The following is a 22,557-nucleotide window of genomic DNA, read 5'->3' on the forward strand; positions in this document are numbered from 1 at the left end:
CTTATTCGCCAGCCGCGAAGTTGATTTCCTGGCCCGGCTTCAGGCACACGAAGGCCTTCTTCCAGTCCTTGCGGCGACCCATGACCTTGCCGAAGCGCTTTTGCTTGCCCTTCATGTTGGCCACTTGCACCGATTCAACCTGCACCTTGAACAGCAGTTCGACTGCCGCCTTGATTTCCGGCTTGGTAGCATCCTTCACCACCTTGAACACCACTTGCTCGAACTTGTCGGCCAAGCGGGTGCTCTTTTCGGAAATCTGCGGAGCCAGCAGCACTTGCATCAGACGTTCTTGATTAAAGCTCATGCCAGCCACTCCTCAAACTGCTTCACCGCTTCACGGGTCAGCACAACCTTGTCAAAGCGCACCAGGCTCACCGGATCTGCTTCGGGCACTTCCAGCACCAGGGCGGACACCACGTTGCGAGAAGCCAGGAACAGGTTTTCGGTGATTTCGTGCGACACCAGCAGGACGTTTTCCAGACCCATGGCTTTCAGCTTGCCCACGAATTCCTTGGTCTTCGGCGCATCGATTGCCAGCGCATCCAGAACCAGCAGGCGGTCTTCACGCACCAGCTGCGACAGGATGGCGGCCACACCGGCGCGGTACATCTTGCGGTTCACCTTCTGGGTGAAGTTTTCTTCCGGCAGGTTCGGGAAAATCTTGCCACCGCCACGCCAGATCGGGCTGGAAGCACGACCGGCACGAGCGCGGCCCGTACCCTTCTGGCGCCAGGGTTTGCGATTGGACTTGGCCACTTCGCTGCGACCCTTTTGCGCACGGTTACCGCTACGGCCATTGGCACGGTAAGCGGTCACCAGCTGGTGCACCAGATCTTCATTGTAATCACGGCCAAACAGGGCGTCGGAAGCTGTCAGCGACCCCACCACTGCACCGGTATCATTGATAACTTTCAGTTCCATTACGCACCCGCCTTCACACTGGGACGTACCACCACGCTGCCACCCTTGGAGCCTGGCACCGCACCCTTCACCAGCAGCAATTGACGCTCAGCGTCAACCCGCACCACTTCCAGGCACTGCACGGTACGCTTCACGTTACCGTACTGACCGGCCATTTTCTTGCCCGGCAGCACGCGACCCGGATCCTGCGCCTGGCCGATGGAGCCCGGCGTATTGTGGGAGCGGGAGTTACCGTGGGAAGCACGGTTGGAAGAGAAGTTGTGACGCTTGATCACACCGGAGAAGCCCTTACCTTGGGTGGTACCGGTCACATCGACCAGCTGACCCGCAGCAAACAGCTCAACCGACAGGGCCTGACCCGGCTGGAAAGAAGCCAGCGCGTCAGCGGCCACGCGGAACTCGGCCAGTTCCTGCGCTGCTTCAACCCCGGCCTTGGCCAGATGACCAGCCAATGCCTTGTTGATACGGCTGGCTTTTTGCTCGCCCACTGCAATCTGCAGGGCGGCATAGCCATCCACATCCGGGGTCTTGATTTGCGCAATACGGTTGTGCGACAGATCCAGCACCGTTACCGGGATGGTGGCACCATCATCGGTAAAAATGCGGGTCATGCCGACCTTGCGACCGACAAGTCCTAAACTCATAATAATTTCCTTTTCAGGCTCGGTTACGATTGACCGAAAAATGAAAAACGGGCTCGCAATAGAGCGAGCCCGCGATTCTAACAGCAGTTGCAGATTATTGCAACTTGATCTCTACGTCGACCCCAGCCGGCAGGTCCAGCTTCATCAACGCGTCAACCGTCTTGTCCGTCGGGTCCACGATGTCCATCAGGCGCAGGTGGGTACGGATTTCGAACTGGTCACGAGACGTCTTGTTCACGTGCGGCGAACGCAGCACGTCAAAACGTTCGATCTTGGTCGGCAGCGGAACCGGACCCTTGACCACAGCGCCAGTGCGCTTGGCAGTGTCAACGATTTCCTGGGCCGAGCGGTCGATCAGTTGATAATCGAATGCCTTGAGGCGGATGCGGATCTTTTGGTTCTGCATGATAGTCGCCTTTGATTATTCGATGATCTTGGCAACCACACCGGCGCCAACCGTGCGACCACCTTCGCGAATCGCGAAGCGCAGACCGTCTTCCATCGCGATCGGGGCGATCAGGGCTACCTTGATCGACACGTTGTCGCCCGGCATCACCATTTCGGTGCCTTCCGGCAGTTCAACCGCACCGGTCACGTCGGTGGTACGGAAGTAGAACTGCGGACGGTAGCCGTTGAAGAACGGGGTGTGACGGCCGCCTTCATCCTTGCTCAGCACGTAGATCTCGGCGCTGAACTTGGTGTGCGGGGTGATCGAACCCGGCTTGGCCAGCACTTGGCCACGCTCGACTTCTTCACGCTTGGTGCCGCGCAGCAGCACGCCAACGTTGTCACCCGCTTGACCTTGGTCCAGCAGCTTGCGGAACATTTCCACGCCGGTGCAGGTGGTCTTGATGGTGGCCTTCAGACCAACGATTTCCACTTCTTCGCCGACCTTGATGATGCCGCGTTCAACACGACCGGTCACCACGGTACCACGACCGGAGATGGAGAATACGTCTTCTACCGGCATCAGGAAGGTGCCGTCGATGGCGCGTTCCGGCTCCGGGATGTAGCTGTCCAGTGCAGCGGCCAGCTTGAAGATGGACGGTTCGCCGTATTCGGACTGGTCACCTTCCAGCGCCAGCTTGGCGGAGCCGGTCACGATCGGGGTGTCGTCACCCGGGAAATCGTACTTGGACAGCAGCTCGCGCACTTCCATTTCCACCAGTTCCAGCAGTTCGGCGTCGTCCACCAAGTCTGCCTTGTTCAGGTAGACGATGATGTACGGCACGCCAACCTGGCGGGCCAGCAGGATGTGCTCGCGGGTTTGCGGCATCGGGCCGTCAGCTGCGGAGCACACCAGGATGGCGCCGTCCATCTGGGCGGCACCGGTAATCATGTTCTTCACGTAGTCGGCGTGACCCGGGCAGTCCACGTGTGCGTAGTGGCGGCCTTCGGTTTCGTACTCGACGTGTGCGGTGTTGATGGTAATACCGCGGGCCTTTTCTTCCGGCGCGCTGTCGATCTGGTCGTAGCCCTTGGCTTCGCCACCGAACTTCTTCGACAGAATGGTGGTGATCGCTGCGGTCAGGGTGGTCTTGCCGTGGTCAACGTGACCAATGGTACCTACGTTGACGTGCGGCTTGGTCCGCGTGAATTTTTCCTTAGCCATCTTGATTCTCTTCCTTAGCTATAGAGTGAATATGCTTACTTCTTGCTGTTGATCACGGCGTCGGCCACTTGGCGCGGCGCTTCAGCGTAGTGCTTGAATTCCATCGAGTAGGTTGCACGACCTTGCGACATGGAGCGCAGCGTGGTCGAGTAACCGAACATGGCGGCCAGCGGAACTTCAGCCTTCAGCATCTTGCCACCTGCCGGGTTGTCATCCATACCCTGGATGATGCCGCGGCAAGAAGACAGATGACCCATGATGTCACCCATGTACTCTTCCGGGGTTTCGATTTCCACCGCCATCATCGGCTCCAGCAGCACCGGCTGAGCCTTGCGCATGCCGTCCTTGAACGCCATGGAGGCGGCCAGTTCGAACGCCAGCTGCGAGGAGTCCACATCGTGGTAGGAACCGAAGATCAGGCGAACGCGAACGTCCACCACCGGGAAGCCGGCCAGAATACCGCTCTTCAGGGTGTTCTGGATGCCCTTGTCGCAAGACGGGATGAATTCGCGCGGAATCACGCCACCCTTGATCTCATCGACAAACTCGTAGCCACCGCCTTCGCCCATAGGCTCCAGCTTGATCACCACGTGACCATACTGACCCTTACCACCGGACTGCTTGACGTGCTTGGCTTCTTGCTCAACCGAAGCACGGATGGTTTCACGGTAAGCCACTTGCGGTGCGCCAACGTTGGCTTCAACGCCGAATTCACGCTTCATGCGGTCAACCAGAATTTCCAGGTGCAGCTCGCCCATACCGGAAATGATGGTCTGACCCGATTCTTCATCGGTACGCACGCGGAACGACGGATCTTCCTTGGCCAGACGACCCAGTGCCAGACCCATCTTTTCCTGGTCAGCCTTGGTCTTCGGCTCAACGGCAACGTGAATCACCGGCTCCGGGAATTCCATGCGTTCCAGCACGATCACATTGTTCGGATCGCACAGGGTTTCACCGGTGGTCACATCTTTCAGGCCGATGGCCGCAGCGATGTCACCAGCGCGCACTTCGTCAATTTCCTTGCGGTCAGCCGCGTGCATCTGCACGATACGGCCAATACGCTCTTTCTTGTCCTTGACCGAGTTCAGCACGGTATCACCGGAGTTCACCACACCGGAGTACACGCGGAAGAAGGTCAGCTGGCCGACGTACGGGTCGTTCATCAGCTTGAAGGCCAAAGAAGAGAACGCAGCGGAGTCATCCGCAGCACGCGAAGCCGGAGCACCGCTTTCGTCGGTACCTGCAACCGGCGGAATGTCGGTCGGCGCCGGCAGGTAGTCGATCACCGCATCCAGCATGGCCTGCACGCCCTTGTTCTTGAAGGCGGTGCCACACATCATCGGCACGATCTCGCTGGCGATGGTACGCGCACGCAGACCGTGCTTCACATCTTCAACGGACAAGTCACCTTCTTCCAGGTACTTGTTCATCATGTCTTCGGAGCATTCGGCGGCGGCTTCAACCATCTTCTCACGCCATTCCTGGGCAGTTGCCTGCAGGTTGGCCGGGATGTCGCGCAGCTCGAACTTCATGCCTTGCGAAGCTTCATCCCAGTAGATGGCCTTCATGGTGACCAAGTCGATCACACCCTCGAAGGTGTCTTCAGCGCCGATCGGGATCTGAATGGCAACAGGGTTGGCCTTCAGGCGCAGCTTCATCTGGTCAAAGACGCGGAAGAAGTTGGCACCCTGACGGTCCATCTTGTTGACAAAGGCGAGCCGGGGCACACCGTACTTGTTGGCTTGACGCCATACGGTTTCCGACTGCGGCTGCACGCCACCTACCGCACAGTACACCATGCAGGCACCATCCAGTACACGCATGGAGCGTTCCACCTCAATGGTGAAGTCCACGTGACCCGGGGTGTCGATGATGTTGATGCGGTGCTCGGGGTACTTGCCATCCATGCCACGCCAGAAGCAGGTCGTCGCAGCGGAGGTAATGGTAATACCCCGTTCCTGCTCTTGCTCCATCCAGTCCATGGTGGCTGCACCGTCGTGCACTTCACCGATTTTGTGCGACACACCGGTGTAGAACAGAATGCGTTCGGTGGTCGTAGTCTTGCCGGCATCAATGTGCGCACTGATGCCGATATTGCGATATCGTTCGATAGGTGTCTTGCGTGCCACAGCTCACTACCTTGTCAACAAGTTGATAAAGAACATCGGGTTCACAAACCCACCGCTTAGAAGCGGTAGTGAGCAAACGCGCGGTTGGCTTCAGCCATGCGGTGCACTTCGTCACGCTTCTTCATGGCGCCGCCGCGGCCTTCCGCTGCGTCAATCAGTTCACCAGCCAGACGCTGGTCCATCGATTTTTCGCCACGCTTGCGAGCCGCTTCGCGAATCCAGCGCATCGCCAATGCCATACGACGAGCCGGACGCACTTCCACGGGAACCTGATAGTTCGCGCCACCAACACGACGGCTCTTCACTTCAACCATCGGCTTGGCGTTCGACAGTGCCTGGGTGAACACTTCCAGCGCGTCCTTGCCGGACTTCTTGCTGATTTGTTCCAGAGCACCGTACACGATACGCTCGGCGACGGACTTCTTGCCGTCCTCCATGATCGTGTTCATGAACTTTGTCAGGTCTTTGTTACCAAATTTCGGGTCCGGCAAGACTTCACGCTTGGGAACCTCACGACGACGTGGCATGTTACTTCCTTTACTAACGGTTCAGTTGAGTGGCTTGGCCACTCGCGACCATCCATCAGATGATCACTTACTCGACGGACGGGCCGCCGCGAAAAAATCCAATCAGGCCTTCGGGCGCTTTGCACCGTACTTGGAACGAGCCTGCTTACGGTCCTTAACACCTGCGGTGTCCAGGCTACCGCGCACGGTGTGATAACGCACACCCGGCAAATCCTTCACACGACCACCTCGGATCAGCACCACCGAGTGTTCCTGCAGGTTGTGGCCTTCACCACCGATGTAGGAAATCACTTCGAAGCCGTTGACCAGACGCACCTTGCAAACCTTACGCAGTGCGGAGTTCGGCTTTTTCGGAGTGGTGGTGTACACGCGGGTGCACACGCCACGCTTTTGCGGGCAGGAATTCAGTGCCGGCACCTTGCTTTTTGCCGGAGCACTTTGGCGCGGTTTACGCACCAGTTGGTTAATAGTTGGCATTGTTTCTTCCTGACAAATGAACAGGCGACGCACGAACGCCGCCCACCGTAAAGACCGCGGATTCTACGCTCTGGAATAGCGGCTTGTCAAGCAAGCCGCTGATTCTCCGGCAAATTTCAGACCAGCTGTTCAGCTTGCCCGTCCACGCCCTCACCTTCTGCTGGCACAAACTGCTCTTCCGCCAGCAGCTCGCCGCTTTCCTTGCGGCGGCGTGCCGTGTGGTACGCCAGGCCGGTACCGGCCGGAATCAGGCGACCCACGATCACGTTTTCCTTCAAACCACGCAGGTCGTCCTTCTTGCCCATGATGGCGGCTTCGGTCAGCACGCGCGTGGTTTCCTGGAACGATGCAGCCGAAATGAAGGAGTCGGTCGACAGCGATGCCTTGGTAATACCCAGCAACACATTGTCAAATTCGGCCGGCTGCTTGCCTTCTGCCACCATGCGTTCGTTTTCGGTCAGCACTTCAGCACGCTCGACTTGCTCGCCTTGCAGGAAGGCGGTGTCGCCGGCGCTGGAGATCACCACGCGACGCAGCATCTGACGCACGATCACTTCAATGTGCTTGTCGTTGATCTTCACACCCTGCAAGCGATACACCTCTTGCACTTCTTCGGTGATGTAGCGCGACAGGGCTTCGATACCTTGCAGACGCAGGATGTCGTGCGGATCCACCGGACCGTCGACGATCACTTCGCCCTTGTTCACCACCTGACCATCGTGGACCAGCACGTGCTTGTCCTTCGGAATCAGGTATTCGTGTGCCACGCCATCCAGATCGGTCAGCACCAGGCGTTGCTTGCCCTTGGTGTCCTTACCGAACGACACGGTACCGGTGATTTCCGCCAGCATGCCGGCGTCCTTCGGCGAACGGGCTTCGAACAGCTCGGCCACGCGCGGCAGACCCCCGGTAATGTCGCGGGTCTTGGAGCTTTCTTGCGGGATACGTGCCAGCACGTCACCCACGTTCACATCCTGACCATCCTTCACCGAGATAATGCAGCCCACCTGGAAGGTGATGTTCACCGAGGTGTCGGTGCCGCTCAGCTTCACTTCGTTGCCGTTGGCGTCCAGCAGCTTCACCTGCGGGCGCACGCCCTTGGTAGAACCGGCACGACGCTTCGGATCAATCACCACCAGCGTGGACAGACCGGTCACATCGTCGATCTGCTTGGCAACGGTCACACCCTCTTCGACGTTCTCGAACTTCACCTGACCGGCGTATTCGGTAATGATCGGGCGGGTATGCGGGTCCCAGGTGGCCAGCACTTGACCTGCCTTCACCGGTGCACCATCGGTCACTTGCAGCATGGCGCCATATGGCACCTTGTGACGTTCGCGCTCACGGCCATTTTCTTCCTGAATCACCACTTCGCCGGAGCGGGAGATGGCAATCAGTTCATTCTTCACAGTGGTCACATAACGCATTGCGCCGGAGAAGCGGGCAATACCGTTGGACTTGGTTTCCACCTGGCTGGCCACTGCTGCACGCGACGCCGCACCACCGATGTGGAAGGTACGCATGGTCAGCTGGGTACCCGGCTCACCGATCGACTGTGCGGCCACCACACCCACCGCCTCACCCACGTTCACCATGTGACCACGGCCCAGATCGCGGCCATAGCACTTGGCACACAGGCCGTAGCGGGTGTCGCAGGTCAGCGCAGTACGCACCTTCACTTCGTCGATGCCCAGCGCTTCGATGCGTTCGACTTCATCTTCGCCCAGCAGGGTACCGGCTTCGTAGACGGTTTCGCCGCTTTCCGGGTTTACCACGTCCACTGCTGCCACACGGCCCAGAATCCGCTCACGCAGGGCTTCCAGCACGTCACCGCCCTGCACCACGGCCTTCATGGCCACGCCGTTCTTGGTGCCGCAATCCTGCTCCACCACCACCAGATCCTGGGTCACGTCGACCAGACGACGGGTCAGGTAACCGGAGTTGGCGGTCTTCAACGCGGTATCGGCCAGACCCTTACGGGCACCGTGCGTCGAGATGAAGTACTGCAACACGTTCAGGCCTTCACGGAAGTTCGACGTGATCGGCGTTTCAATAATCGAGCCATCCGGCTTGGCCATCAGGCCCCGCATACCGGCCAGCTGACGAATCTGCGCTGCAGAACCCCGGGCACCGGAGTCGGCCATCATGTAAATGGCGTTGAAGGACTCCTGATCCACCGTCTTGCCTTCACGGTCGACCACTTTCTCGGTCTTCAGCGCGTTCATCATGGCGGTGGCCACACGGTCACCGGCACGGCCCCAGATATCCACCACCTTGTTGTAGCGCTCACCCTGGGTCACCAGACCGGAGGTGTACTGTGCCTGGATCTCGTTGACTTCCTTCTCGGCTTCGGCCAGCAGGGCCAGCTTTTCCGCCGGGATCAGCATGTCGTCGATACAGATCGAGATGCCGGCGCGCGTAGCGTAGGTGAAACCGGTGTACATCAACTGGTCGGCGAAGATCACGGTGTCACGCAAGCCGCAACGACGGAACGAGGCGTTGATCAGCTTGGAGACTTCCTTCTTCTTCAGCGCCTTGTTGACAAAGCTGAACGGCATGCCCTTCGGCAGAATCTCCGACAGGATGGCACGACCCACCGTAGTCTCATAGCGGGTCAGCTTGTTGACCAGCTCACCCTCTTCGTTACGCTCCCATTCACGGATACGCACGCTGATACGGGTGTTGAGCTCGATCACCTTGTTTTCGTAAGCGCGCAGGGCTTCGGCCACATCGACAAAGGCCATGCCCTCACCACGCCCGTTGATCTTGTCACGGGTGATGTAGTACAGGCCCAGCACGATATCCTGCGACGGCACGATGATCGGATCACCGTTACTCGGCGACAGCACATTGTTGGAGGCCAGCATCAGGGTGCGGGCTTCCATCTGCGCTTCCAGCGACAGCGGCACATGAACGGCCATCTGGTCACCGTCAAAGTCGGCGTTGAACGCGGAGCAGACCAGCGGGTGCAGCTGGATGGCCTTGCCTTCGATCAGCACCGGCTCGAATGCCTGGATGCCCAGACGGTGCAGCGTCGGCGCACGGTTCAGCAGAATCGGGTGCTCGCGGATCACATCTTCCAGGATGTCCCACACCACCGGGGTTTCCTGCTCGACTTCACGCTTGGCCGCCTTGATGGTGGTGGCAATGCCCATAGCTTCCAGCTTGTGGAAGATGAAGGGCTTGAACAGTTCCAGTGCCATCTTTTTCGGCAGGCCGCACTGGTGCAGACGCAGCTGCGGGCCCACCACGATCACCGAACGGCCGGAGTAGTCCACGCGCTTGCCCAGCAGGTTCTGACGGAAACGACCGCCCTTACCCTTGATCATGTCGGCCAGCGACTTCAACGGACGCTTGTTGGCACCGGTCATGGCCTTGCCACGACGACCGTTATCCAGCAGCGAATCCACCGCTTCCTGCAGCATGCGCTTTTCGTTGCGCACGATGATTTCCGGTGCCTTCAGCTCCAGCAGGCGCTTCAGACGGTTGTTCCGGTTGATCACGCGGCGGTACAGGTCATTCAGGTCGGAGGTTGCAAAGCGGCCACCATCCAGCGCCACCAGCGGGCGCAGGTCCGGCGGCAGCACCGGCAGCACTTCCATCACCATCCATTCCGGCTTGATTCCGGAACGCTGGAAGGCCTCCAGCACCTTCAGGCGCTTGGCGATCTTCTTGATCTTGGTTTCCGAACCGGTGGCATCCAGCTCGCGATGCAGACGCTCCACCTCGGAGGTGAGGTCGATGGCACGCAGCAGGGCACCGATCCCTTCCGCGCCCATTTCGGCACGGAATTCGTCACCGTACTCTTCTACCTTGTCGAGGTAGTCTTCTTCGGTCAGCAACTGCGCCTTGTTCAGCGGGGTCAGACCGGGATCGATCACCACATAGGCTTCGAAGTACAGCACGCGCTCGATGTCGCGCAGCGTCATGTCCAGCACCATGCCCAGACGCGACGGCAGCGACTTCAGGAACCAGATGTGGGCGGTCGGCGAAGCCAGTTCGATGTGACCCATGCGGTCACGACGCACCTTGGCCAGCGTCACTTCCACGCCGCACTTCTCGCAGATCACACCGCGATGCTTCAGGCGCTTGTACTTGCCGCACAAGCATTCGTAATCTTTGGTCGGGCCAAAGATACGGGCGCAAAACAGGCCGTCGCGTTCCGGCTTGAACGTACGGTAGTTGATGGTCTCCGGCTTCTTCACTTCACCGAACGACCAGGAGCGGATCTTCTCCGGCGACGCCAGACCGATCTTGATCGCGTCAAATTCGTCGTCCTGCGTGACCTGTTTGAAGAGATCGAGCAAACCTTTCATATATCCTCCAAGTCGCAGAGGGCCGCAGCCCTCCACTGGCGTTCGGTGTTATTGGCGTTCCAGATCCATGTCGATACCCAGCGAGCGGATTTCCTTCACCAGCACATTGAAGGATTCCGGCATGCCTGCATCGATCTTGTGATCGCCCTTGACGATATTTTCGTAGACCTTGGTCCGACCGGTAATATCGTCCGACTTCACCGTCAACATTTCCTGCAGCGTGTACGCCGCACCGTAAGCTTCCAGCGCCCACACTTCCATCTCACCGAAGCGCTGACCACCGAACTGGGCCTTACCACCCAGCGGCTGTTGCGTCACCAGCGAGTACGGACCGGTAGAACGGGCGTGCATCTTGTCATCCACCAAGTGGTGCAGCTTCAGCACGTGCATGTAACCCACGGTCACCGGGCGCTCAAACTGCTCGCCGGTGCGGCCGTCATACAGGCGCAGCTGGGTCTTGGTCGGAGTGAAGCCCAGTACGGCGGTACGCGGGTCGCTGTCCGGGAAGGCCAGGTCCAGCATCGCCTTGATTTCGGACTCCTTGGCACCGTCGAACACCGGGGTGGCAAACGGCACACCGCCACGCAGGTTATGCGCCAGTTCCAGCACTTCCTGATCGGTCAGGCCCTGGATGTCTTCCTGCTTGCCGCTGCTGTTGTACATATTGTCGAGGAAGCCACGCACTTCGCTGACATTGCGCTCCTGACGCAGCATTTCGTCGATGCGGCGGCCCAGACCCTTGGCAGCCCAACCGAGGTGGGTTTCCAGAATCTGACCCACGTTCATCCGGGACGGCACGCCCAGCGGGTTCAGCACGATGTCCATCGGCGTACCATCGGCCATGTGCGGCATGTCTTCCACCGGCACGATGCGCGATACCACACCCTTGTTACCGTGACGACCGGCCATCTTGTCACCCGGCTGCAGGCGACGTTTCACCGCCAGATACACCTTGACCATCTTCTGCACGCCCGGCGACAGCTCGTCACCTTGCGTCAGCTTGCGCTTCTTCTCTTCGAACAGCTGATCGAAGTCCAAACGCTTCTGCGCCAGGATGTCCTTCTGCTGCTCCAGCTGACGGGCTGCATCTTCATCGGCCAGACGGATGTCGAACCAGTCGTGCGAAGCCATGCCTTCCAGGTACTCGGCGCTCAGCGCGGTGCCCTTGGCCAGCTTCTTCGGACCGCCGTTGGCCACCTTGCCGATCAGCATCTTCTTGATACGGGCAAACGCATCGCCTTCCAGAATACGCAGCTGGTCAGCGAGGTCGATCTTGAAGCGCTTCAGTTCATCGTCAATGATGGACTGGGCACGTGCGTCACGCGGAATGCCTTCGCGGGTAAACACCGACACGCCGATCACGGTACCGCTCATGCCGGTCGGCACGCGCAGCGAGGTGTCCTTCACATCAGACGCCTTCTCACCGAAGATGGCCCGCAGCAGCTTCTCTTCCGGGGTCAGCTGGGTTTCGCCCTTCGGCGTCACCTTGCCCACCAGCACATCACCGGCTTCCACTTCGGCGCCGATGTGCACGATACCGCTCTCATCCAGACGGCCCAGCATGCGCTCGGACAGGTTGGAGATGTCGCGGGTGATTTCTTCCGGCCCCAGCTTGGTATCGCGCGCCACCACCGACAGTTCTTCGATGTGGATGGTGGTGTAGCGGTCATCGGCCACCACGCGCTCGGAGATCAGGATCGAATCTTCGAAGTTGTAGCCGTTCCACGGCATGAAGGCCACCAGCAGGTTTTGGCCCAGTGCCAGCTCGCCCAAGTCGGTCGAGGCGCCATCGGCGATCACGTCGTTGCGGCCAACCTTGTCGCCCACCTTCACGATCGGGCGCTGGTTGATGTTGGTGTTCTGGTTGGAACGGGTGTACTTCACCAGATTGTAGATGTCGACACCCACTTCACCGGCGCTGGTTTCATCGTCGTTCACGCGGATCACGATACGGCCCGCGTCGACATAATCCACCACACCGCCACGGTCTGCCTTCACTGCCGTACCGGCATCCACCGCCACGGTGCGCTCAATACCGGTACCCACCAGCGACTTTTCAGGACGCAGGCAAGGCACAGCCTGACGCTGCATGTTGGCACCCATCAAGGCACGGTTGGCATCATCGTGCTCCAGGAACGGGATCAGCGAAGCAGCCACCGACACAATCTGGCTCGGTGCCACGTCCATGTACTGCACACGGTCCGACGTTTCCAGGATGGTTTCACCCTTTTCACGGCAGGTGATCAGCTCATCGGCCAGGCGACCTTCTTCGTCCAGTGCCGAGTTGGCCTGGGCGATCACATAGCGGCCTTCTTCAATGGCGGACAGGTATTCGATCTGGTCGGTCACCTTGCCATCCACCACCTTGCGGTAGGCGGTTTCCAGGAAGCCGTACTCGTTGGTACGCGCATAGATGGCCAGCGAGTTGATCAGACCGATGTTCGGGCCTTCCGGTGTTTCAATTGGGCACACACGGCCATAGTGGGTCGGGTGCACGTCACGCACTTCAAAGCCAGCGCGTTCGCGGGTCAAACCGCCCGGGCCCAGTGCGGACACACGGCGCTTGTGGGTGATTTCCGACAGCGGGTTGGTCTGGTCCATGAACTGCGACAGCTGGCTGGAACCAAAGAATTCCTTGATGGCGGCACTGACCGGCTTGGCGTTGATCAGGTCATGCGGCATCAGGTTTTCAGATTCGGCCTGCGACAGACGCTCCTTCACGGCACGCTCAACGCGCACCAGACCGGCGCGGAACTGGTTCTCGGCCAGCTCGCCCACCGAGCGCACGCGACGGTTACCCAGGTGGTCGATATCGTCGACTTCACCACGGCCATTGCGCAGCTCAACCAGAATCTTGATCACGGCGACGATGTCTTCGTTCGACAGCGTACCGGTGCCGAGGATTTCCTCGCGGCCGATACGACGGTTGAACTTCATGCGACCCACCTTGGACAGGTCGTAGGTTTCGTCGGCGAAGAACAGGCGCTGGAACAGCATTTCGACCGCATCTTCGGTCGGCGGCTCGCCCGGACGCATCATGCGGTAGATGGAGATGCGCGCGGCATTGCGGTCCGCGGTTTCATCCAGACGCATGGTCTGCGAAATGAAGGCACCAAAGTCGAGGTCGTTGGTGTAAATCACTTCCAGACGGGCGATACCGGCGATCTGCATCTTGTTCAGCAGCGACTCGGTAATCTCTTCGTTGGCCACGGCCAGGATCTCACCGGTGGCCGGATCAATCACATTCTTGGCCAGCACACGGCCCACGGCCATTTCATCCGGCACGCTCAGGCTGGTCAGACCCGCCGCAGCGATATCCTTGATGTGCTTGGCGGTGATGCGCTTGTCCTTGGCAACGATGACCTTGCCCGAAGCATCCTTGATGTCGAACTTGGCCACTTCGCCCTTCAGGCGTTCCGGCACCAGTTCCAGACGCACTTCTTCACGACCCAGATGGATGGTGTCGAAGGAGAAGAACTCCGCCAGGATGTCTTCGTTGCTGTAGCCCAGCGCGCGCAGCAGGATGGTCACCGGCATCTTGCGACGGCGGTCAATCCGGAAGTACAGCAGGTCTTTGGCATCGAACTCGAAGTCCAGCCACGAGCCACGGTAGGGGATGATACGTGCGGAGAACAGCAGCTTGCCGGAGCTGTGGGTCTTGCCTTTGTCGTGCTCAAAGAATACGCCCGGCGAACGGTGCAGCTGGGACACAATCACCCGCTCGGTACCGTTGATGATGAAGGAACCGGCTTTGGTCATGAGCGGAATTTCGCCCATGTACACTTCCTGCTCTTTCACTTCCTTGATGGTCGGCTTGCTGGCATCCCGGTCCATGATGGTCAGGCGCACGCGTGCACGCAGCGGGGCAGCAAAGGTAATGCCGCGCTGCTGACACTCGGTCATGTCAAACGGAGGGGTACCCAGCATGTAGCTGACAAACTCCAGACGGGCATTGCCCGAGTGGCTGGAGATCGGGAAGATGGAGTTGAACGCAGCCTGCAACCCTTGGCTTTCGCGGGATTCCGGCGCACAATCCGCCTGCAGGAATGCTGCGTAAGATTCAATCTGGGTTGCCAGCAAGAACGGAACGTCAAGCACACTCTCACGCTTGGCGAAACTCTTGCGGATGCGTTTCTTCTCTGTAAAAGAGTAACTCATAGAGACTCCATGGAGGTAAATGCCGCAGAAAGCAAAGAACAGCTCACTTGCACGGCCAACAAATCGGCTGTTGTTTGCACTCTGTGAAAGGCCGATTCAGGTCTTGCGGCCCGAACCGGCACAAAGCAAACAAGGCCGGCGGTCTCCCGCCAGCCTGGTTTGCCGCAATCAAGACAATTACTTGATTTCTGCCTTGGCGCCGGCTTCTTCCAGTTGCTTCTTCATGGCTTCTGCGTCGGCCTTGCTTGCGCCTTCCTTCACGGTCTTCGGAGCACCGTCCACCAGGTCCTTGGCTTCCTTCAGGCCCAGGCCGGTCAGCGCGCGAACAACCTTGATGACGTTAACCTTGTTGTCGCCAGCAGCGGCCAGGATCACGTCGAACTCGGTCTTCTCTTCAGCAGCGGCAGCAGCGCCACCAGCAGCCGGAGCAGCCACAGCCATAGCGGCAGCGGACACGCCGAACTTCTCTTCGAACGCCTTCACCAGGTCGTTCAGGTCCATCACGGTCATCGCGCCAACGGCTTCGAGGATGTCTTCTTTGCTAATTGCCATTTTCAAATCACTCCTGCAATCTTTAAATCGTATCTAGTCGGATTCACCCACACGGATGAATCAAGCGGCTTCGGTTTCGCCCTTTTGAGCAGCCAGTGCAGCCATGGCGCGAGCAAAGCCCGACACCGGTGCCTGCATGACACCCAGCAAGCGAGCCAGCAGCTCATCACGGCTCGGAATGGAAGCCAGCGCTTGCACGCCTGCCTTGTCCAGTACCTTGCCTGCGAAGCTACCAGCGGTCAGAACCAGCTTGTCGTTTGCCTTGGCAAACTCGTTCAGCACTTTGGCGGCAGCCACCGGATCTTCGGAAAAACCGTAGATCAGCGGGCCGGACATTTGCTCAGCGAGGCCGGCAAAAGGCGTACCTTCCACAGCACGGCGCACCAGGGTGTTTTTCAACACGCGCAGGTAAACACCGGACTGACGGGCATTGGCACGCAATTGCGTCAGCTGACTGACCTTGACACCACGATATTCAGCCAGAACAATGGTCTGAGCCTTGGCAACTTCTGCCGCAACTTCAGCCACAACGGCCTTTTTATCTTCGAGATTGAGACTCAAGGTCTATCCTCCTATCAAACCCGAAGTCGGTCAGAAACCGACTTCACCTCGGCGACCTTGGCTCAGGAATGATTCGTACTGCATGAATTCGTATCCTTTACCCGGGATCACCATCTGCGCAGGCAGGCATTCCAACAGCGAATGCCAATTACGGCGAACCACCTGCGGTCTTTGACGATCTGCATCACTCATACGGCAGTGAGACAGCCCAAAGTACGGCCAGCCCGAAGGCCGGCCGTGTTACTGCATTACTGTGCGGCCAGGCTGGCGGTGTCGACGCGAACGCCGATGCCCATGGTGCTGCTCACCGCAACCTTGCGCAGATAAACACCCTTGCTGGAAGCCGGCTTGGCTTTCTGCAGGGCTTCGATCAGCGCATTCAGGTTTTCACGCAGGGCAGCAGCTTCGAAGGAAGCGCGGCCCAGGGTGCAGTGAATGATACCGGCCTTGTCGGTACGGTATTGCACTTGACCTGCCTTGGCGTTCTTCACGGCGGTAGCGGCGTCCGGGGTCACGGTACCGACCTTCGGGTTCGGCATCAGACCGCGCGGGCCGAGGATCTGGCCCAGCTGACCAACGATACGCATGGCGTCCGGGGTAGCGATCACGATATCGAAATCGAGCATGCCGCCCTTGATCTGTTCAGCCAGATCGTCGAAACCCACCACGTCCGCACCGGCGGCCTTGGCGGCTTCAGCGTTGGCACCCTGTGCGAACACGGCGACGCGAACGGTCTTGCCGGTACCACGCGGCAGCACCACGGAGCCACGAACCACTTGGTCCGACTTACGAGCGTCCACACCCAGGTTCACCGAAACGTCTACCGACTCGTCGAACTTGGCGGTCGCGGTTTCCTTGATCAGGGCCAGTGCCTCATCAACCGGGTACAGCTTGGTGGAATCCACCTTGGCACGCAGTGCCTTTGCGCGCTTGGAAATCTTCGCCATGATCAGCCCTCCATTTCCACGCCCATGGAACGGGCGCTGCCAGCGATACAACGAACCGCTGCGTCCAGATCGGCAGCAGTCAGGTCCGGCATTTTGGTCTTGGCGATTTCTTCAGCCTGAGCACGGGTCAGCTTGCCCACCTTGTCGGTATGCGGCTTAGAGCTGCCCTTTTGCAAGCCAATGGCCTTCTTGATCAGGGTGGTGGCCGGCGGCGTCTTCATGATGAACGTGAAGGACTTGTCCGCGTAGGCGGTAATCACCACCGGAATCGGCAGACCCGGTTCCAGCTTCTGCGTAGCGGCGTTAAAGGCCTTGCAGAATTCCATGATGTTCAGACCACGCTGACCCAGCGCCGGACCGATTGGCGGCGAGGGGTTTGCTTTACCAGCGGGCACTTGCAGCTTGATCAAGCCAACAATTTTTTTTGCCACGTTAATACTCCTGAATGTGGGTCAAGCGCAGGCGATCAACCTGCTCCCCGTTGATGCAACAACACCCCGCACCAGGCGGGGTATCGCTTTACGCTGTCCAGAAGATCAGATCTTCTCGACTTGCGTGAAATCCAGCTCCACCGGAGTAGCACGACCAAAAATGGTCACCGATACCCGCAGCTTGCTCTTGTCGTAATTCACTTCTTCCACCGAACCATTGAAATCGGTGAACGGGCCTTCGGTCACCCGAACCGCCTCACCCACTTCAAACAGGATCTTCGGCTTCGGTTTTTCCACGCCTTCCTGCATCTGATGCAGGATTTCGTCCACTTCCTTCTGGCTGATCGGGGCCGGGCGCGTCGCCGTGCCACCCACAAAGCCGGTCACCTTCGGCGTGCTCTTCACCAAGTGCCAAGTTTGGTCGCTCATTTCCATTTCGACCAGCACATAGCCCGGGAAAAACTTGCGCTCGGTGATGCTCTTGTGGCCGCCCTTGACTTCCACCACTTCTTCCACCGGCACCAGAATGCGACCAAACTGGTCTTGCAACTCGCTGCGGGAAATCTTGTCCTGCAGAGCGCGCTGCACACTCTTCTCAAAACCGGAATAGGCGTGCACGACATACCAGCGCATTGCCATGTTCTACCCTTACCTGTTCAACAAATAGCTATAAACGATCTTGGACAAACCCCAGTCCACCACTGACAGGAACACCGCCAGCAGCAACACGAAAACCAGCACCACGCCAGTCATCTGCAGGGTTTCCTTACGGGTCGGCCACTGAACGCGCTTGGCTTCCTTGTACGAATCATGAGCATACGCACGGAAGCGCCCACCCAGATCGCTGGTTGCCATCAGGCCCAGTGCCGCAAGCACCGTCACCAAAACAATAGCCCCGCGCGCCACGCCAGGGAGGCTGTGCAGGGTGTAAAACGCAACAAGGCCAGCCGCAACCAACAGCAGGGATGCGGCCAGCTTGGCTTTGTCAGTCGAAGTCATTATGGCTTGAAAGCTCTTGTCAGCACCCCGTAAGGCTAGGGTGTATGGCAGGCCAGGAGGGTTTCGAACCCCCAACCCTCGGTTTTGGAGACCGATACTCTACCAATTGAGCTACTGGCCTGAAGTGGGTGCAGTAAGGTACTGCACCCGTAACGCTTTGTCAAACTTATTCGATGATCTTGGCAACCACACCGGCGCCAACCGTGCGACCACCTTCGCGAATCGCGAAGCGCAGACCGTCTTCCATCGCGATCGGGGCGATCAGGGCTACCTTGATCGACACGTTGTCGCCCGGCATCACCATTTCGGTGCCTTCCGGCAGTTCAACCGCACCGGTCACGTCGGTGGTACGGAAGTAGAACTGCGGACGGTAGCCGTTGAAGAACGGGGTGTGACGGCCGCCTTCATCCTTGCTCAGCACGTAGATCTCGGCGCTGAACTTGGTGTGCGGGGTGATCGAACCCGGCTTGGCCAGCACTTGGCCACGCTCGACTTCTTCACGCTTGGTGCCGCGCAGCAGCACGCCAACGTTGTCACCCGCTTGACCTTGGTCCAGCAGCTTGCGGAACATTTCCACGCCGGTGCAGGTGGTCTTGATGGTGGCCTTCAGACCAACGATTTCCACTTCTTCGCCGACCTTGATGATGCCGCGTTCAACACGACCGGTCACCACGGTACCACGACCGGAGATGGAGAATACGTCTTCTACCGGCATCAGGAAGGTGCCGTCGATGGCGCGTTCCGGCTCCGGGATGTAGCTGTCCAGTGCAGCGGCCAGCTTGAAGATGGACGGTTCGCCGTATTCGGACTGGTCACCTTCCAGCGCCAGCTTGGCGGAGCCGGTCACGATCGGGGTGTCGTCACCCGGGAAATCGTACTTGGACAGCAGCTCGCGCACTTCCATTTCCACCAGTTCCAGCAGTTCGGCGTCGTCCACCAAGTCTGCCTTGTTCAGGTAGACGATGATGTACGGCACGCCAACCTGGCGGGCCAGCAGGATGTGCTCGCGGGTTTGCGGCATCGGGCCGTCAGCTGCGGAGCACACCAGGATGGCGCCGTCCATCTGGGCGGCACCGGTAATCATGTTCTTCACGTAGTCGGCGTGACCCGGGCAGTCCACGTGTGCGTAGTGGCGGCCTTCGGTTTCGTACTCGACGTGTGCGGTGTTGATGGTAATACCGCGGGCCTTTTCTTCCGGCGCGCTGTCGATCTGGTCGTAGCCCTTGGCTTCGCCACCGAACTTCTTCGACAGAATGGTGGTGATCGCTGCGGTCAGGGTGGTCTTGCCGTGGTCAACGTGACCAATGGTGCCTACGTTGACGTGCGGCTTGGTCCGCGTGAATTTTTCCTTAGCCATTGCGCAAATCCTCTAAGTCTCTGAATTCGAATGCGACAACCGCATGACATCGGTTGGTGCCCATGGCCAGAATTGAACTGGCGACCTCTCCCTTACCAAGGGAGTGCTCTACCCCTGAGCTACATGGGCGCTCACAGAAATCGTTGGAGCGGGTGAAGGGAATCGAACCCTCGTCGTAAGCTTGGAAGGCTTCTGCTCTACCATTGAGCTACACCCGCCTAACTGCCAAGTCGAGGTCCTGATGCTTTGCAGCCAAAATTCACCACACCGCCGACCGCTACTGCAATCCTTCTGGTGGAGAGGGCTGGATTCGAACCAGCGTACTCGTAAGAGGACAGATTTACAGTCTGTTGCCTTTAACCACTCGGCCACCTCTCCAGAAGAGACGCGCATTATGAGGAAACCACCCCACCCTGTCAACACCCCCTCATGCATTTTTCTCAGGTTTTTTCACACCCGTAGTGAGACTCATAAAATGGCATATATATCACGCGCGCGTAGGGTCGACAGGCCGTTTGACGTGGCCTGCACGACGCAAGCACGTCTGGGTGGATTGGCTTCGTTCCATCCACACCACCTGCCCTAGCCTAGCCTGCACCCTGGCGCCGGTACGTTGAAACGCCGCTTTGGATGTTTTTTTCAAAAAAGGGTTGACGCGGGGTCGGATATCCGATTTAATGCGCGTCTCTTGTCGCTGACGAGAACGGCCAAGTAGCTCAGTTGGTAGAGCAGCGGATTGAAAATCCGCGTGTCGGTGGTTCGATTCCGCCCTTGGCCACCACAATTCATCATGACCTGATCCTTCTCTGTGATCACGGCAAATTCGGGGTGTAGCTTAGCCTGGTAGAGCGCTACGTTCGGGACGTAGAGGCCGGAGGTTCGAATCCTCTCACCCCGACCAAATTTCACAGCTGTTCTATACTCGAATTCACACTCTTTCACTTTTTGCTCTTGGTGCGAAGCGGTATGATCCCGTTTTTATCCGATTGTCATTCTTGCTGCAGCGAGAATGGATGCTTGCATGCTGGCTGATTCCGACCTCCGCAACAATCCTTACGCCGAGCAGCGTCGCAAAGGATTCCGCTGGCTACGTTTTGATGCGCCGCTGGAAGACGCTTACCTTGCCTACCTGCTACAGCGGCATCAGCTGCCACGTCGCATTGGTGGCATGATCCTGACCGGGGTCTTGCTGTGCTTTCTCGGCATGGACATCCATTTTGCGATGTCGCACTACCTCCCTCTGATCAGCCCGACGCTAATTGGGCTGCGCTTGCTGTGCATCGTATTTGTGCAGGTTTGCGCGTGGAATGGCGAGCACCAGACCCGCGCGGCCTCCGCTCAGATCTGGATCATCAACGGACTGGCTTTTCTGAGCGTGTTCACCCTGCTGTCCACCTTGTTGTATTTGCCGGTGCTGGGCAGTCTGGGAACACCGGTAGCACTGGACACCAACTTTCTGCTGCTGATTGCCATCTTCTTTCCCATTGGCTATAGCTACTGGAACTCGGTCAAGCTGGCGGCGATTACCTGCCTGAGCAGCTGGACGCTGATCCCCTTGTATCTGCCGTCAGCCGATCTACCCGCCTTCCTGCACCTGCTGGTTTATCAGGTTGCAGCGTTTCTGGGGTTGGTCGGCATGCGTTACTCACATGATCACGCCACCCGTGCCCAATTCCTGACACGCGGTATTCTCAATCATCTGGCAGGCACCGATGCCCTCACCGGCCTGCTCAATCGTCGCGCCTTTGAAATGCGTGCCGAGCAATCACTGCAACTGGCACAGCGCGAACAAAAGCCCGTCGCTTTGCTATTGATTGATGTGGACCACTTCAAAGCCTACAACGATCTGTACGGTCACCCAGCGGGTGACCGTGCCTTGCATCAGATCGGCCAGCTACTGCAACAACAGCTGCAGCGCGGCTCGGATCTCGCTGCACGTCTGGGGGGTGAGGAATTTGCCATCCTGCTGCATGATTGCAGCGCCCAGCATGCACAACAGGTTGCGCGACGTATCATTCATGAAGCCGAGCATCGCCTGGCCATTCCGCATGCCCACTCCAATACGGCGAGCCATGTCACCCTCAGCTTGGGCTATGGTCTGGCCGAACCTGGCGAAACCCTGGCGGAACTGTACCAGCGCACGGACTTTGCCTTGTACCGTGCCAAATCCAGCGGTCGCAATCGCGTCGATGCGGCCACACCCGGCTCGCAGATCCCTTTCCCTTTCAGTGAGTGAATACCTGCCTGGCCCGTTGTGCCACAATGCGCACTTTTGCGGAAGCACACCATGGATCAAGCTGCGCGCGTCACCATTCCACTGGATAAATCCTGGCGACTGCTGAATCACGGCCCTACAGTGCTGGTCAGCTCCGCCAGCGGCAACCGCCGCAATGTGATGTCCGCCGCATGGTCGATGCCGCTGGATTTCTCGCCACCCAAGATTGCCATCGTCATCGACAAGGCCACGCTGACACGAGAGCTGGTCGAAGCATCCGGCGAGTTTGCGCTTTGCATCCCGCCTCGCACCCTGGCCACCTCGGTGGTCTGGGCAGGACAGCACAGTGGCCGGGACGTGCAAGGTGACAAGTTTGCACAAGCCGGTCTACGCACCTTCCCTGCCACCCAGATTGACGCCCCCTTGATTGAGGATTGCCTGGGCTGGCTGGAATGCAAGGTCATCCGCGAGCCTGACGTGCAAGGCAAATACGATCTGTTTCTGGCCGAGGTCGTCGCCGCCCAGGCCGATGCGCGCATCTTCCAGGATGGCCACTGGCAGCAAGATGCCATGAGCCCTCGCAGCATTCATTACATCGCTGGCGGGCTATTCTTCGAGACCGGCGAGATGTTTGACACGACACAGCGCTAAGCCCTACCTCTCCTCCACCTGTAATTTTTTCTGTCAGCCCGCCACAATGTAGTAACC

The 22,557-nt window shown here is 58.8% G+C and carries 19 protein-coding genes and 6 tRNA genes; 4 read left to right on the forward strand and 21 right to left on the reverse strand.

Features of this window, described 5'->3' with window-relative positions:
* Window position 1: 1 nt before the first annotated feature.
* From rplW to ACE3O2_RS03235, 21 genes are all read right to left on the reverse strand, one after another.
* Window positions 2-304 (reverse strand): 50S ribosomal protein L23, encoded by a 303-nt coding sequence (rplW, locus tag ACE3O2_RS03135; RefSeq protein ID WP_168876410.1) that lies wholly within the window; start codon window positions 302-304, stop codon window positions 2-4.
* Window positions 301-921: a 50S ribosomal protein L4 gene (rplD, locus tag ACE3O2_RS03140; protein WP_168876411.1), complete on the reverse strand. Its 621-nt coding sequence runs from the start codon at window positions 919-921 to the stop codon at window positions 301-303. Before rplD ends, rplW begins: the two co-directional genes overlap by 4 nt.
* Window positions 921-1,565: a 50S ribosomal protein L3 gene (gene rplC, locus ACE3O2_RS03145; RefSeq protein WP_374334775.1), complete on the reverse strand. Its 645-nt coding sequence runs from the start codon at window positions 1,563-1,565 to the stop codon at window positions 921-923. The genes rplD and rplC overlap by 1 nt, the downstream gene beginning before the upstream one ends.
* Before the next feature lie 94 nt (window positions 1,566-1,659).
* Window positions 1,660-1,971, reverse strand: a complete 312-nt coding sequence (gene rpsJ, locus ACE3O2_RS03150) for a 30S ribosomal protein S10 (protein ID WP_168876413.1) — start codon at window positions 1,969-1,971, stop codon at window positions 1,660-1,662.
* Window positions 1,972-1,986: 15 nt separating this feature from the next.
* Complete coding sequence (tuf, locus tag ACE3O2_RS03155; RefSeq protein ID WP_168876414.1) at window positions 1,987-3,177, reverse strand: elongation factor Tu; 1,191 nt, start codon at window positions 3,175-3,177, stop codon at window positions 1,987-1,989.
* A gap of 35 nt (window positions 3,178-3,212) precedes the next feature.
* On the reverse strand, window positions 3,213-5,309 hold the full coding sequence (gene fusA, locus ACE3O2_RS03160; RefSeq protein WP_168876415.1) for an elongation factor G: 2,097 nt from the start codon (window positions 5,307-5,309) through the stop codon (window positions 3,213-3,215).
* 56 nt (window positions 5,310-5,365) lie between these two features.
* Window positions 5,366-5,836, reverse strand: coding sequence for a 30S ribosomal protein S7 (gene rpsG / locus ACE3O2_RS03165; protein WP_374334776.1), 471 nt, complete (start codon window positions 5,834-5,836; stop codon window positions 5,366-5,368).
* Window positions 5,837-5,938: 102 nt separating this feature from the next.
* The gene (rpsL, locus tag ACE3O2_RS03170) at window positions 5,939-6,313 is read right to left on the reverse strand and encodes a 30S ribosomal protein S12 (protein WP_168876942.1); all 375 of its coding nucleotides are present in this window, start codon (window positions 6,311-6,313) and stop codon (window positions 5,939-5,941) included.
* Between the two features lie 116 nt (window positions 6,314-6,429).
* Window positions 6,430-10,629, reverse strand: a complete 4,200-nt coding sequence (gene rpoC / locus ACE3O2_RS03175; RefSeq protein WP_168876417.1) for a DNA-directed RNA polymerase subunit beta' — start codon at window positions 10,627-10,629, stop codon at window positions 6,430-6,432.
* Between the two features lie 48 nt (window positions 10,630-10,677).
* Window positions 10,678-14,787, reverse strand: coding sequence for a DNA-directed RNA polymerase subunit beta (rpoB, locus tag ACE3O2_RS03180; protein ID WP_374334777.1), 4,110 nt, complete (start codon window positions 14,785-14,787; stop codon window positions 10,678-10,680).
* A 177-nt stretch (window positions 14,788-14,964) separates the two neighbouring features.
* Window positions 14,965-15,339: a 50S ribosomal protein L7/L12 gene (gene rplL / locus ACE3O2_RS03185; protein WP_168876419.1), complete on the reverse strand. Its 375-nt coding sequence runs from the start codon at window positions 15,337-15,339 to the stop codon at window positions 14,965-14,967.
* Between the two features lie 60 nt (window positions 15,340-15,399).
* On the reverse strand, window positions 15,400-15,900 hold the full coding sequence (gene rplJ / locus ACE3O2_RS03190) for a 50S ribosomal protein L10 (protein WP_168876420.1): 501 nt from the start codon (window positions 15,898-15,900) through the stop codon (window positions 15,400-15,402).
* Between the two features lie 248 nt (window positions 15,901-16,148).
* Window positions 16,149-16,847 carry a 50S ribosomal protein L1 gene (gene rplA / locus ACE3O2_RS03195; protein WP_374334778.1) on the reverse strand — a complete coding sequence of 233 codons (699 nt, stop codon included), beginning with the start codon at window positions 16,845-16,847 and terminating at the stop codon, window positions 16,149-16,151.
* A gap of 2 nt (window positions 16,848-16,849) precedes the next feature.
* Window positions 16,850-17,278 (reverse strand): 50S ribosomal protein L11, encoded by a 429-nt coding sequence (rplK, locus tag ACE3O2_RS03200; protein ID WP_168876422.1) that lies wholly within the window; start codon window positions 17,276-17,278, stop codon window positions 16,850-16,852.
* A gap of 105 nt (window positions 17,279-17,383) precedes the next feature.
* Entirely contained in the window at window positions 17,384-17,917 is a 534-nt protein-coding gene (gene nusG / locus ACE3O2_RS03205; protein ID WP_168876423.1) for a transcription termination/antitermination protein NusG, read from the reverse strand.
* A 9-nt stretch (window positions 17,918-17,926) separates the two neighbouring features.
* Window positions 17,927-18,352 carry a preprotein translocase subunit SecE gene (gene secE, locus ACE3O2_RS03210; protein WP_374334779.1) on the reverse strand — a complete coding sequence of 142 codons (426 nt, stop codon included), beginning with the start codon at window positions 18,350-18,352 and terminating at the stop codon, window positions 17,927-17,929.
* Window positions 18,323-18,398, reverse strand: a tRNA-Trp gene (locus ACE3O2_RS03215). The genes secE and ACE3O2_RS03215 overlap by 30 nt, the downstream gene beginning before the upstream one ends.
* Window positions 18,399-18,443: 45 nt before the next feature.
* Complete coding sequence (gene tuf, locus ACE3O2_RS03220) at window positions 18,444-19,634, reverse strand: elongation factor Tu (RefSeq protein ID WP_168876414.1); 1,191 nt, start codon at window positions 19,632-19,634, stop codon at window positions 18,444-18,446.
* A gap of 54 nt (window positions 19,635-19,688) precedes the next feature.
* Window positions 19,689-19,763 (reverse strand) — tRNA-Thr (locus ACE3O2_RS03225).
* 15 nt (window positions 19,764-19,778) lie between these two features.
* A tRNA-Gly gene (locus ACE3O2_RS03230) sits at window positions 19,779-19,852 on the reverse strand.
* 74 nt (window positions 19,853-19,926) lie between these two features.
* Window positions 19,927-20,012, reverse strand: a tRNA-Tyr gene (locus ACE3O2_RS03235).
* 327 nt (window positions 20,013-20,339) lie between these two features.
* On the opposite strand from ACE3O2_RS03235, the gene ACE3O2_RS03240 reads away from it, so the two are divergent.
* From ACE3O2_RS03240 to ACE3O2_RS03255, 4 genes are all read left to right on the forward strand, one after another.
* Window positions 20,340-20,415, forward strand: a tRNA-Phe gene (locus tag ACE3O2_RS03240).
* A 43-nt stretch (window positions 20,416-20,458) separates the two neighbouring features.
* Window positions 20,459-20,535: transfer RNA gene (locus ACE3O2_RS03245), tRNA-Pro, on the forward strand.
* Between the two features lie 120 nt (window positions 20,536-20,655).
* On the forward strand, window positions 20,656-21,870 hold the full coding sequence (locus ACE3O2_RS03250) for a diguanylate cyclase domain-containing protein (protein WP_374334780.1): 1,215 nt from the start codon (window positions 20,656-20,658) through the stop codon (window positions 21,868-21,870).
* A 51-nt stretch (window positions 21,871-21,921) separates the two neighbouring features.
* A complete protein-coding gene (locus ACE3O2_RS03255) occupies window positions 21,922-22,500 on the forward strand; it encodes a flavin reductase family protein (protein WP_374334781.1) in 579 nt (192 codons plus the stop codon).
* The last annotated feature ends 57 nt before the right edge of the window (window positions 22,501-22,557 follow it).

Source organism: Leeia sp., from assembly GCF_041909055.1.
GTDB lineage: Bacteria > Pseudomonadota > Gammaproteobacteria > Burkholderiales > Leeiaceae > Leeia > Leeia aquatica.